This is a genomic window from Thermostichus vulcanus str. 'Rupite', from assembly GCF_022848905.1.
Taxonomy (GTDB): Bacteria; Cyanobacteriota; Cyanobacteriia; order Thermostichales; family Thermostichaceae; genus Thermostichus; species Thermostichus vulcanus_A.
In genome coordinates, this window is the sequence record NZ_JAFIRA010000041.1 from 1 (window position 1) to 11,498 (window position 11,498).

Here is an 11,498-nt window from a genome sequence, read left to right on the forward strand (position 1 = left end):
AATAGGTAGGGTCGGCTCAGGGGATGGGGTAGTTGGCAATCCCCTGAACTCCATGAATCCCTCACAGCTTCAAGCTGTGGGGAGCTAGAAGGGAGAATCCCCCGGTTTCTAACCGGGGGAGTGTCAAAGAACGGTCTTTCTGTGCAAGAAAACAGGTTGAGATCCACGTTGAGATCCGATCCGGCTCCCTTAGCGCTCAGAGCGGAACTTGGTTAGGATGATTACACCAATCAAGGCCAAGGTAATCGTATTGGCGAGGGTGATGGCGGTATCTTGACGCAACAAGCCGTACAGATCCCACATGAGGATCCCGACCCCAAACAAGAGCAAATAACTCCAGGAGAAATCATCCGCCCGTTGGCTGCGCCAGGTTTTCAGCGCTTGCGGGAAAAAACTGGAGGTGGTCAGGGTGGCTGCCAAAAGGCCAATCCAAAGGGTTAGGTTCACCGTGTTCGCTCCGGCTCACAAAAGCCCTGCAAAGGATGGGTTCGTTCCAAATCCGTCAGCCCTTTGGCTTGGACTAATACCCCAAAGCCCCCCAACCCAATCGGATCCAACAGCGCGTGTAGAGCCTGTCGCCGCTGCAAAACTTGGCTGATATCCACAGTGTCGGTGGCTTGGCTAAGGGCTGCCAGCCGTTCCGTCAGGCCCAAACACACCAAAAAGCTACTTTGACGAGTCCATCCCAACGTCTGTAATCCCAAGATTTCCCCGACCTGCTGTAGGGTTGTGAAGTCCACATGGGCAGTGAGGTCTTGGGATCCCACTTGAACATAGGGATCCGCGTAGGTGCTGTGCTGACGATAGGCCAAGAGGGTACCCTGAGACCGATGTGGGCTGTAGTAACGGTCAGCGGTATGGCCGTAGTCCAGGGTGAGCACATAACCCCGCCGTAACTTGCGGGCGAGCCATTCCAACCAGTCCAGCGCCTTCAGGTTAACCTCCGTTTGGTAACCCTCTGGATAACTTTCAATCGGGATCCCGAGGCGCACAAAATACTGCCGCAATGCCGGGGTCGAGAGTTCTCCCACTACCTCCTGGAAGCCACTTTCCCCCACCTCCACATAGATCTCCCGCAAGGCCCCACCCTGCACCTGCACCCGATGTACCGGAAAAGCATCCACCAGCTCATTGGAGAAAAAACACCCTGTCACCGACTGATCCGGGATCCCGTCTTGCTCCGCACCGTCCCACCAGCCCACCTTGTCTGCAAAGGCAGCCAACCGCTCCTGTTGCAACCGCTGTAGAGTGGCAGAACGCTCCAGAATCCGATAGTCCAAGGCTTGCCAAAACGGCGGGTAGTTGGTCTGCACATAGGTCAGCCAATCCCAGGCCAACTGACCACTGCCCGCCCCCATCTCGATCACAGAAAAACCTGTTGGGGATCCTAAAATCTGCCAGAACTGATGGATTTGCACCGCCAACAACTGGGCAAAATCCGCGGCTAGGTGCGGGGAAGTTAGGTAATCAGGGCCTATCGGGGATCCCTGCTCGTAGTAGCCCACTTCCGGCTCGTAAAGTGCCCACTCCATAAACTGGGCAAAGGTCACCCGCCCCTGCTGGGAAATGCGACCCTCGATCAATCGCTGTAACTTTTGCGAGGCTTGCGGCTGTGCAGACAGCCGATGTTGAAGGGATCCCACTTAGTTAACTCAGTGGACTCTGAATCATATCATGGATTCTCACTTATTCAAAGGGCGGCGAAAGTTCTGGCGAAACTGCCGGTTAGAAGCCAACAGTATCGGCCAGAGGGCAGATACCACCCACTTTTGGGATCCCGAATAGATACGATCCGCTTTACGAGCCGAGTACCAAACTCCGCCACCGTAGATTGCCAACAGCAAAACAGGCCACATCGCTCAGCTTCCTTATCAACACAAGATCAACACGGGAGAGCCCTACAGGTTTGCAAACTGGGTAGAAGACCTAGGAAAGGGATCCCGAATCAGTAAGCATCCTGCAGTTCATAAAAGTCGGGAGTGATGTAATCTTTGCGCAGCGGCCAGCCCACCCAGTCTTCCGGCATCAGGATTCGTTTCAGGTTGGGATGTCCCTCAAAGACAATGCCGTACATGTCGTAGGTTTCCCGCTCTTGCCAGTCGGCTGACTTCCAAATCCAGTACACCGAGGGTAGCCGTGGATCCTGACGGGGCAACTTCACCTGCAGCCGCACCTCCTGCGGACGATCCGCTCCATCGGCTAGCTTGATCAGATGGTAGAGGCTAACCAACGGTTGTCCTGCCCCCAAGTCGTAGCCACACTGACACTGTAAGTAGTTAAAGCCATAGGCATAAAGAGCGGTACACAGCGGCAAGAGAAACTCCCGGGGCACCTCCAGCCGCTCCACCCCCGCTGCATCTCTCCCCAAGTACTGGTGCTCGAAGCCATTATCTGTCAAAAACTGAGAGACAGGGCCACGTTCCACCACAACGGGCTGCTCTGCACCCAAGTCCTGTCCAGAGTCTCGCGTTTGATTTTCCTGAGTCCCATTCTCCTCTGCCATCTCACATCCCTCCCCGTAGCGCTTTCAGTTGCTGCTCGGCCCGCTTCAGATCCGCTGTTTGCAAAGCTGGAGGAACAGGCAAGCCGATTGCAGCGACCAATTCTGGTGGAGGAGCCTGACGCGTTTCACTTTCTAGGTACTTACCTGTGATGATCTCGGGTACAGGCTTGAGATTGTGCTTAACAGTGTAGTAACGGTGAGTTTGCTGCAGACGGCCCCGCTCCCGCATATCTTCAGCAGCAATCTTTTTGCGCAGCTTGACAATGGCATCCATGATCGCTTCCGGACGAGGCGGGCAGCCGGGAATGTACACATCCACCGGGATCAGCTTATCCACACCGCGCACAGCCGTGTAGGAATCGGAGCTGAACATGCCACCGGTAATGGTGCAGGCCCCCATGGCAATCACATACTTGGGCTCGGGCATCTGTTGGTAGAGCTTCACCAAAGCGGGCGCCATCTTCATGGTTACGGTTCCCGCCGTGATGATCAAATCCGCTGTACGGGGAGAAGAACGGGGCAACAGGCCAAACCGGTCAAAGTCAAATCGGGATCCGAGCATGGCCGCAAACTCGATAAAGCAACAGGCAGTGCCGTAGAGCAGAGGCCAGAGGCTAGACATTTTGGCCCAGTTGTAGAGGTCGTTCACAGTGGTGAGAACGACATTATTTGAAAGGTCAGTAGTCACTGTCGGGGCTGCCCCCGGAAACAAAACCTGCGACTCCTTAGAGGTCATGACCATTCCAGCGCTCCTTTTCTCCAGGCGTACACAAGGCCAACTACAAGGATGGCGATAAAAATCAGGGCCTCCACGAAGGCCAATAGCCCCAAGCGATGAAAGGCCACCGCCCAGGGATAGAGAAACACCGTCTCCACGTCAAAAATGACAAAGACGAGGGCAAACATGTAATAGCGAATGTTGAACTGGATCCAGGCTTGCCCCACCGGTTCCATGCCCGACTCATAGGTACTGCGTCGCAAGGAACCCCGACGCTTTGGGGCCAACCAAGCGGAGGCTGCCAGAGCCAAGATCGGCAGCAAAGAGCACAGGATCAGAAAAACCAGTAAATACTCGTAGCCGGGTAGAACAAACACAACGCTAGACCGCCCGATTGCTCAACATTTAGATACGTTTCCAGTATAGAGCCAGTCTGTAGCCCTCCTGTGCTCGCAGATCTTCAATTCTGGTAATGGTCACGATTGCTCTGAGCAGGATCTTGCCAGAGGATAGGCCCCCAAGGATCCCTGCATTAATGTGCTGCCAGAGCCATTCTGAGCCATCCGGTTAAGATCAAGGCGAACCCTGAGGGGGTGTGAAAATGCTCCACTACGATCCCCGTGCTTGCTTGCCCTCTGCGGCTGAGTTACCCGACTCGGATGATACACCTGTGGATAACGAGTTACAGAACCTGATTCCCAATCTGCTGGGGGCAATTCTGGGCTGGGTATGGGCTGAGCGCACCGACTGGTTCTTCGGAGTGGATATGGGCATCTACTATGCTGCTGGCGAACCACCTCTAGTGCCAGATGGGTTCTTAAGTCTGGGGGTTGAGCGCTTCGTGAATGGTAGTGAGGGCCGACTGAGCTATGTCCTTTGGGAAGAAAACGGGATCCCACCCATTTTTGTTCTAGAAGTAGTGTCTCGCACCTACGGCGGTGAGTATGAACGGAAGAAGACTGACTATGCCAAGCTCGGGATCCTCTACTACGCCATTTATGTGCCCTCACGTCGTTATTGGCGTAACCGACCTTCCCTAGAGATTTATCGCCTCGTCAACGGGGTTTACGAATTACAGGGAGAACATCTGTGGATGCCGGAAGTAGGCCTGGCTCTGGGCAAAGAAAATGGGATCCACTTGGGTTGGGAACGAGAATGGCTTTACTGGTATGACTCGCAAGGACAGAGGCTGCCCACCCCTGAAGAACTGGCCAAGGTTGCGTTGCAAGAGCGTGAACGGGCCAATCGTTTGGCAGAACGGCTGCGAGCCTTGGGAGTTGATCCAGCAGATCTGGATTGAGGTGACTGCGGGATCCTGAAAACCCGAGAATTACAAGAATAGGCTAATCGACTTTTTCGGATCTCTGGCGGCGCTTTTCCCACCAACCCCAAACCCCACTCAGCAAAGCCCCGGCCATCAGGATCCCTAGCGCTGGCTGAAACAAAGGCAACCACAGCCGCATCCAAAGTTTATAACCCAGCGGGATCCCAGCAAAGGCGCCTGTTACCGAAAAGACAAACCAAACAAATCCGGCAAACACTAGAAAAACGATGGCAACCAGCACATTATCCAGCCAGCGTTTGAAATCCGAGGAGGTCATAGAGAGGGGGATAAAAGTGGGACAGGAAAAAGTCTGGCGTACAGGTGCAAAGGAGGGACGCACCCTAAATCCTATCAGGATCCTTACGGGGTGATGGAGTTATGAGCGGAGATCCCGACGTTCGGCGGCCCGCTGAATACGATTTTGGGCAAAAATTCGCTCTACTTTGCGTCCTTCCCGCCAAAGCTGCAGCGAGAGAGGTTCTTCATGGAGGGGATCTGGGGTTCTTGGAGACACTACTTGTCGAGAGTCCTTTTGGGCTAGCGCTGCAGGTCGAGGTACAGGTTGAGGAGAAACCGCTTGCACAATGGGCGATTCTCCCCGCAAAAAACGCAGATAGCGACGCAGCCAATTCTCCCGTTGCGACGGCAACACCGTTAAAGATGGGCGACCCCATTTTGATTGCATATCATCCTCTCCACAGGCCGACAGGCGGGCTCACCAAAAAGTGTTAGGCTTAGCACTTGATTCACTAAATTTAGTAAGTCCTGGACTTAGGCTACCTGCAAATCACTGTTCAGTCAAGATATAGTGGGAAGGAGCTCCGTCTACCACAATCTGTAGTGTTGAATCCGATGCAATCCCCTTCCAGCTCCACGTTTGCAGCCCGCCTGCGACAGGTCATCGGTAATGAGGCCATTTATGCGTTTGGTCGCCGGGCCGGAATCAGCGATACTGCCCTCCGCAGCTACTTAAAGGGATCCGTCCCTAGCATTGACAAAGCTCTGCAAATTGCCCAAGTGGGCCAGGTGAACCTGAGTTGGCTCATCACGGGCGAGGGATCCCCGCAGGTGCAGGCGACCGACGCGGAAACAGAGTATGTCTATGTGCCTTTTATCGATGTGGCCGCCTCCGCCGGGACGGGGGTCTTGGTGCGGGAGGAATCGATTGAATCGGTGATCGGGTTTGAACGGAACTGGTTGCGGGCGCACCTGAAGGGAAACCCCGCTGAGCTCAGCCTGATTCGGGTGCAGGGGGATAGTATGTCTCCCACCTTAGAAGATGGGGATTTGATCTTTGTGGAACGGCAAGAGGGGGAAGACACCAGCCGCGAGGGTATTTACGTTTTTCAAATGGATGGGGATCTACTGGTCAAACGGCTGCAGCGCCTGCCCGGATCCCAGGTCAAAGTGATCAGCGACAATCCCCGCTTTCCACCCTTTACGGTTGATTTAGCGGATCCCGCCCATGGGTTGACCATCATTGGGCGCTATCGAGGCCGCATCAGTTTCGACTAGCGGGAAGTGGCAGCCAGACCGTCCGAGAATCCCCTTGGCAAGATCTTGCCTCTGGCTAGGATTGGGTAAAATTCCCAGCCTAAGTCTGTCCATTCAGCCGGAGGTTCGCCATCGATGCCGCGTCTACCCCGCCGCCCACACTCCCCTTCTTCACTCCACTTGTCACTTAACCTTCTCAGTGGGATCCTTTTGCTTAGCAGCGGCATCCTTGCCGGGATGCTACTGCCTCAGCAGGCTCAAACCCAGACCCAGCCAGACCCAGGCTCTTCTCTCCCTGACCCGACTTTGCCGACCCCTCAGATCCTGGCCACTCTCTCTCCACCCCAACCCCAGGCCAACCCTCCGGCAGTGGATCCGGCAGACCGCGAGAGCTTTACCGACATCGAAGCGGAAATCCGGGAAATGCGCCAGCAGGTCATTCAGTTGTTGATGCGGCTGGAAGAACTGGAATCGCGCCTGCAACGGTTGCGTTCCCAGACAGGGGATCCAGACCGGGTGACAGAGTCTTCTACCACGGCTGAGATTGCTACTGGAGCAGCGAATGGAGAGACAGATACAGACAGCACTCTGTCCCAACCCACCCCTACCCCCACAGCAACTCCCACCCCGACATCGTTTCAGGTGGGCACCCAAACCATCAGCCTACCGGGGGATCTGTTGTTTGATTTTGACAAAGCAGAAATTCGCCCTGAGGCGGCCGCACTGCTGGCCCAAGTGGCCGAGTCTTTACAATCAATGCCAGAAGCCCGCATTCAAGTGAATGGCCACACCGACAACATCGGCTCCTTAAATTACAACTTGGCCCTGTCCTTGCGCCGCGCCAATGCTGTCAAAGATTACCTCATCAAATTGCTACCCGAAGACAATCGCATCAGTTGGACCACCTCTGGCTTTGGCCCCACTGCTCCTGTAGCCGATAACGATACCGAAGCTGGACGGCAACGGAACCGTCGTGTGGATTTGATCATTGCTCCGTGAACTCCACAGGTGACAAACCCGGCCAGAGTCTTAGAATGCTGATCAGGTTGCTCGGTGTACGGTTGATGCAGGTAAGTCTCACCCTGAGCTTTGAGGTTCGATTTTGAACACATCAGGGATTCCTCCCGCTAATCATCAGACTTTTCCGCTGAGGGTCGGCACCACTTTGGATGCTCTCAGTCAAGTTTTGACGTGGTTTGAAGCCTTTCGCAATGCGGGCATTCCAGAGCCCATCTGGATGGAATGCCGGTTGGCGCTTGCAGAAGGGTTTACCAACGCCGTTCGCCATGCCCACCAAGCCCTACCGGAAACCACCCCGATTGATATTGAGCTGGTCTTAGCACCGCAAGGGTTGGAGTTGCGCATCTGGGATCAGGGGCAGGAGTTTGATCTGGAGGGGTTTGCCCAACAATTGCCCGCCAAAATGGACACCGACTCCGAAGGGGGACGCGGCATTTTGCTGATGAAAGCCCTGACCAGCCGCCTCAGCTACACCCGCCAAGCGGATGGCCGCAATTGTCTGTTGATTAGCAAGCGGTTTAATGACCCTTCCCACCTCTCAAAGCCCGTCAGTTAGGCCAAGCTGTTAACGAGCTGTTACGAAAACAGGCCACCGCTTAATTTGCGAATAGCGGACGCGGCCACATCGCTGTAGCGCAATTCTCCCACCAAGATTTGCCCCATGCGCCGAGTCGCTCCCGGTCGTTTAACCCCCACTTTGTAGCCCAATCCCGGAAAGCGATAGAACAGCGCCGCAATCCGTTTGGCCCAGCGCATTTCGGATCCCCACTCCTGTTGCACTTGGGCGGAATAGTGGGCCAACGCATCTCCGTTTCCCGCTAAGGCAGAGTCGATGGCCTGAGCCGCCAACAGGCCGGTGAGCAGCGAGGGACGGATCCCTTCGGCGGTAAAGGGGTCGATCACACAGGCAGCATCCCCAGCCAAGAGGGCATTTTGGGTGTGTAGCGGTTGATCTTCATCCCAAAGACAAATCGGGTGGCCAAACTGCTTGACAGAGTTCAAGTCCACCCCAAAGGTTTGGGCGTAGCCTGCCGCGATCTCCCGCAGGTTTTGCTTTTCTCCACCCCGAAAGGTACCGGCCCCAATCGAGTAGCCATCTGCCTTAGGAAAGTTCCAGATGTAGCCGTTACTAACGGCACCAAAGTCAAAATGGGCGGCTGCCGTTTCCGGCTGCGCAACAGGCACTTCCGCTTCTAGGGCGGCGGCCAATCGTCGTTGCCGCTCCTGAAAGCCCAACCACTTGGCCATGGAGCCTTTTGCCCCATCCGCTCCAATCAGGTAGCGCCCCCAAACGGGGCCAGAGGCTGTCATCACCTGCCAGCGGTCACTTTGCCATTCAATGCCGGAGACGGCACATTCTGCTTGCAGGGTAGCCCCCTGCCCTTGCGCCTGCTGAATCAGGTAATGGTCGAAAACATCCCGCCGCACCATCCAAACGGGATCCTTGAGATCCAAATCCGCCACCACCGGATCCCCACTGCACCAGGTATAGCGAATTTGCCGGATCGTCAGGGAAATAGCCGGGCCAAAGTCAAAATCAAACCAGGCCGCCACCATTGGAGACACTCCACCCCCGCAGGGCTTGTAGCGGGGCAAGGGCTCCTTTTCCAGAACCAGTACCGAGCGCCCCCGCTTGGCCAGATGATAAGCGGCGGATCCCCCAGCAGGGCCAGCACCGACGATGACGCAGTCGTAAAGTTGTGACATAGCTTCTGAACTTGCACCCTTCCACTTTGGGATTCCCTGCATTGGCTCCTAGCCTACCCCATTGATTGATATCTGGAGATGGCGGAGGGTAACAGCAGCCCTTGTACTGCGTAGTTCGGTTCGCAACTGCTCCAGAGCGATCCGCATCCTCACAGCCGCCCGCACCGCCGCTAAGGCTTCTGTGGCCGCATCCCGAAAGAGGGGGGTGCCCAACTCCGCCATGATCGCATCGCCGATAAAAACGACCGGCTCCAGTGGTTGGATTGGCTTTTTCTGCCATCGGATCCCCTCAAACACGATAAGCTCAAACCACTGTGACTGAGAGCACAAACCCAGTGAATATTCTGGAGCAACGCATCCGGGTGGGGGATCTGGACTGGTTCTTTCGCTCGGTGGATCCCGACCGAGGCAACACTCTACCGCCAGTGCTGCTGTTGCATGGACTGGTTTCTCAAAGCTACGGCTGGCTGCCCCTTTTGCAAGCCTTAGGGGAGCAGGGGTTTCGCGCTTTGGCCCCTGATTGGATTGGCTCAGGATTTTCCGCCAAACCGGAGCGCTGGGAGTTTAACTACCGCCCAGAAACCCTGGAGAAGGCCCTGTCGGAGTGGGTGGAAGCCCAAGCCCTAGAGCGGTTTTCGTTGGTGGTGCAGGGGTTTCTCGGCTCAGTGGGACTGCAGTATGCCCTGAAAAACCCAGATCGCATCGAACGCCTGATCATTCTCAATACCCCGATTGGCCAAGGGGCCAAGCTGCCCTGGTCGATTCGTGCTTTCGGGATCCCTTTGGTGGGGGATATGCTCACCCAGGATCCACTGTTGGTGGATCGCACCCTAGAAACCGGCGGCATTTACCAGGTGAAAGACAAAGATCTGGACGTGTATCGACGCCCTTTTTTGACCACTTCTGCCAGTGGACGCGCTTTGTTGGCAACAGTGCAAAACTTGAACCTGCCGCAGGTGATGAAGGAATTGGAGGCAGGCTTTGCCACCTGGGAACGCCCGACTTTGATCGCTTGGGGCATGCAGGATCGTTGGTTACCGTTCGAGCTGGTCACAACATTGTGTCAGCGGCTCCCAAAAGCACAGGTGGTGAAACTGGAGCAAGTGGGCCATTACCCACAGCATGATTGGCCAGAAAAGGTACAGGAGGCGGTGATCCCGTTTTTGCGTAAGCTGATTGTCTAAGGGATCCCCTCAGAATAAAACTCGTTGGGATACAGCATCGACATCCTCTCCGACCCATAGGGCACAGGGATTCTCAGTCTGCCAGCACTCGGCTGACTCCTGGCGGGTAGACAGATAAGCAGCCACCCCACAACGGGGTCTACACGAGTCACGCTGCCCAAACAGATTGCCCTAGTGGATTGCAATAACTGCTATGTCTCCTGTGAGAGGGTGTTTCAGCCCCATCTGCAGGGGAGCCCGGTGGCGGTACTGAGCAATAATGATGGCTCCATTGTGGCCCGGTCTCCCGAGGTCAAAGCCCTGGGCATTCCCATGGGATCCCTGCTGTTCAAGGTGAAAGATCGGGTCTGGCGGCACAAGATTCAAATCACACATCTGGGGCTCAGCCTGGATCTCTTGTTTGAGGTTGCTGAGATAGATCCCCCAGTAGGGGATCCTCGTGTCCTGGATAAAAGTCGGGATCCATTGCCTGCTCAAAGGTGTAGGGACACTGGGTGGGCAGATCTTTCTCCGATAATGGCGTTTCTTTCACCACCAAAAGGATCCCGTCTAGATAAGCCTCTTGCAGGGCTGCTGACAAATCCGGCTTGAGACTGGGATTATCTTGGAGCAATCGCTGAATCTGGCGGCGTTGTTCGGTAATAGTTGCCCGCCAGCTCTTGCCCCGTAGTTGGGGTTGAAACTGCCACTTCAGCAGATGCCCCAACAGGATCCCCAGTCGATTCACCAATTCACGGCGTTCTTGTCTGCCCAAAGACTCGATCTCCTCCACCAAGTTGGCAATATCCAGTTGATCCCACTGCCCCGATTTCAGCAGGGTGGCTTGCTCTTGGATCCAAGCGTAAAAGTCGCGGTCGTAAAGTTGCATGATCCATTCCTTTTGCGTTAGCGGGACGGAGTCCTTTGTTGCTAGGCAACACTTGTGCGACCGCGTTAGCGGGAGGTCGCCCTAACTGGACACTGGCCAGAGATAGATCAATCCTACTGGCTCCACCCGTTGAGTTTTGACCTCATAGATCTGTCGAATCCGTTGGGGTTCAGACTGGTTCTCTTGTTCGAGCTGGCTGAGACGGATCCTGAAATAAGTCAGAGCAATAGTTTTGCAGGTTTACCCCTTCACGGGCAGCATCGGTGGCAATCAGGATCCGCAGCGGATCTTTGTGGGGATCCCTGTTGAAGGCAGCTTTGCTCAACTGGCGACTTTCGTCACTCATGCCGCCATGAAAAGTACGGATGCGTTGATACTCTTGGTCATCGCGGCCCCAACACGAGTCACCTAGCACAGGGTCAATCCCCTTCGCGACAGCAGTGCGGAGCACTCCAGCCCTTTTTGTCGCAAACCCGCCTTACTTTTGGGGTGGCACAGCCTGCCGTAGGCATTGTTGCTACGCAACGCTAATGCTACGCGACACGCGACTGCGGAGCATTAAAGGGCTGTATGGTGATAGAGCGCTATTGCTTAGACCCTCAAATAGTTTGTTCCTTCGCTTCGCTCAGTTACGCAGCTCGCATCCCGACGCTGATCTAATCCAGAGGTACAGTGCAGAG

Annotated in this window: 17 protein-coding genes and 1 pseudogene; 6 read left to right on the plus strand and 12 right to left on the minus strand. The window is 55.3% G+C overall.

The window, feature by feature from the left end; all coding sequences use genetic code 11:
• Positions 1–189: 189 nt before the first annotated feature.
• The 6 genes from JX360_RS13600 to ndhC form a co-directional block, all read right to left on the minus strand.
• A complete protein-coding gene (locus JX360_RS13600) occupies positions 190–447 on the minus strand; it encodes a SemiSWEET family sugar transporter (RefSeq protein ID WP_244351994.1) in 258 nt (85 codons plus the stop codon).
• Entirely contained in the window at positions 444–1,643 is a 1,200-nt protein-coding gene (locus JX360_RS13605) for a class I SAM-dependent methyltransferase (RefSeq protein WP_244352004.1), read from the minus strand. Before JX360_RS13605 ends, JX360_RS13600 begins: the two co-directional genes overlap by 4 nt.
• Before the next feature lie 39 nt (positions 1,644–1,682).
• Positions 1,683–1,856: a hypothetical protein gene (locus tag JX360_RS13610; RefSeq protein WP_244352006.1), complete on the minus strand. Its 174-nt coding sequence runs from the start codon at positions 1,854–1,856 to the stop codon at positions 1,683–1,685.
• A gap of 89 nt (positions 1,857–1,945) precedes the next feature.
• The gene (locus JX360_RS13615) at positions 1,946–2,503 is read right to left on the minus strand and encodes an NAD(P)H-quinone oxidoreductase subunit J (protein WP_244352008.1); all 558 of its coding nucleotides are present in this window, start codon (positions 2,501–2,503) and stop codon (positions 1,946–1,948) included.
• Position 2,504: 1 nt separating this feature from the next.
• On the minus strand, positions 2,505–3,239 hold the full coding sequence (locus tag JX360_RS13620; protein ID WP_244352065.1) for an NADH dehydrogenase subunit K: 735 nt from the start codon (positions 3,237–3,239) through the stop codon (positions 2,505–2,507).
• A complete protein-coding gene (gene ndhC, locus JX360_RS13625; protein ID WP_244352009.1) occupies positions 3,236–3,598 on the minus strand; it encodes a photosynthetic/respiratory NAD(P)H-quinone oxidoreductase subunit C in 363 nt (120 codons plus the stop codon). Before ndhC ends, JX360_RS13620 begins: the two co-directional genes overlap by 4 nt.
• A 224-nt stretch (positions 3,599–3,822) precedes the next feature.
• Between ndhC and JX360_RS13630 the strand changes: the two genes are divergently transcribed.
• Complete coding sequence (locus JX360_RS13630; RefSeq protein WP_244352011.1) at positions 3,823–4,521, plus strand: Uma2 family endonuclease; 699 nt, start codon at positions 3,823–3,825, stop codon at positions 4,519–4,521.
• A 43-nt stretch (positions 4,522–4,564) separates the two neighbouring features.
• Here the strand turns inward: JX360_RS13630 and JX360_RS13635 are convergent, their stop codons facing one another.
• Entirely contained in the window at positions 4,565–4,822 is a 258-nt protein-coding gene (locus JX360_RS13635; protein WP_244352013.1) for a hypothetical protein, read from the minus strand.
• A 99-nt stretch (positions 4,823–4,921) separates the two neighbouring features.
• On the minus strand, positions 4,922–5,230 hold the full coding sequence (locus JX360_RS13640) for a hypothetical protein (protein WP_244352015.1): 309 nt from the start codon (positions 5,228–5,230) through the stop codon (positions 4,922–4,924).
• Between the two features lie 167 nt (positions 5,231–5,397).
• Here JX360_RS13640 and JX360_RS13645 point away from each other — a divergent pair, with 167 nt between their 5' ends.
• The 3 genes from JX360_RS13645 to JX360_RS13655 all read left to right on the plus strand — a co-directional run bounded on the left by JX360_RS13645 (position 5,398) and on the right by JX360_RS13655 (position 7,615).
• Positions 5,398–6,060 (plus strand): XRE family transcriptional regulator, encoded by a 663-nt coding sequence (locus tag JX360_RS13645; protein ID WP_244352017.1) that lies wholly within the window; start codon positions 5,398–5,400, stop codon positions 6,058–6,060.
• 114 nt (positions 6,061–6,174) lie between these two features.
• On the plus strand, positions 6,175–7,038 hold the full coding sequence (locus tag JX360_RS13650) for an OmpA family protein (RefSeq protein ID WP_244352019.1): 864 nt from the start codon (positions 6,175–6,177) through the stop codon (positions 7,036–7,038).
• Positions 7,039–7,141: 103 nt separating this feature from the next.
• Positions 7,142–7,615, plus strand: coding sequence for an ATP-binding protein (locus tag JX360_RS13655; protein WP_244352021.1), 474 nt, complete (start codon positions 7,142–7,144; stop codon positions 7,613–7,615).
• Positions 7,616–7,635: 20 nt separating this feature from the next.
• Here JX360_RS13655 and JX360_RS13660 read toward each other — a convergent pair whose 3' ends face one another.
• Positions 7,636–8,766, minus strand: a complete 1,131-nt coding sequence (locus JX360_RS13660; protein ID WP_244352023.1) for a geranylgeranyl reductase family protein — start codon at positions 8,764–8,766, stop codon at positions 7,636–7,638.
• A gap of 48 nt (positions 8,767–8,814) precedes the next feature.
• Positions 8,815–9,063 carry a hypothetical protein gene (locus JX360_RS13665; protein ID WP_244352031.1) on the minus strand — a complete coding sequence of 83 codons (249 nt, stop codon included), beginning with the start codon at positions 9,061–9,063 and terminating at the stop codon, positions 8,815–8,817.
• A 17-nt stretch (positions 9,064–9,080) separates the two neighbouring features.
• Between JX360_RS13665 and JX360_RS13670 the strand changes: the two genes are divergently transcribed.
• Together JX360_RS13670 and JX360_RS18035 are read left to right on the plus strand one after the other, a co-directional pair.
• Positions 9,081–9,950, plus strand: a complete 870-nt coding sequence (locus JX360_RS13670) for an alpha/beta fold hydrolase (protein ID WP_244352033.1) — start codon at positions 9,081–9,083, stop codon at positions 9,948–9,950.
• 153 nt (positions 9,951–10,103) lie between these two features.
• Positions 10,104–10,319 (plus strand): annotated as a pseudogene (locus tag JX360_RS18035) (Y-family DNA polymerase); the annotation flags it as partial.
• Between the two features lie 13 nt (positions 10,320–10,332).
• On the opposite strand, the gene JX360_RS13680 reads toward JX360_RS18035, so the two are convergent.
• Positions 10,333–10,818: a DUF29 domain-containing protein gene (locus tag JX360_RS13680; RefSeq protein WP_244352042.1), complete on the minus strand. Its 486-nt coding sequence runs from the start codon at positions 10,816–10,818 to the stop codon at positions 10,333–10,335.
• A gap of 169 nt (positions 10,819–10,987) precedes the next feature.
• Complete coding sequence (locus tag JX360_RS18040; RefSeq protein WP_244352066.1) at positions 10,988–11,164, minus strand: P-loop NTPase family protein; 177 nt, start codon at positions 11,162–11,164, stop codon at positions 10,988–10,990.
• Positions 11,165–11,498: the final 334 nt, after the last annotated feature.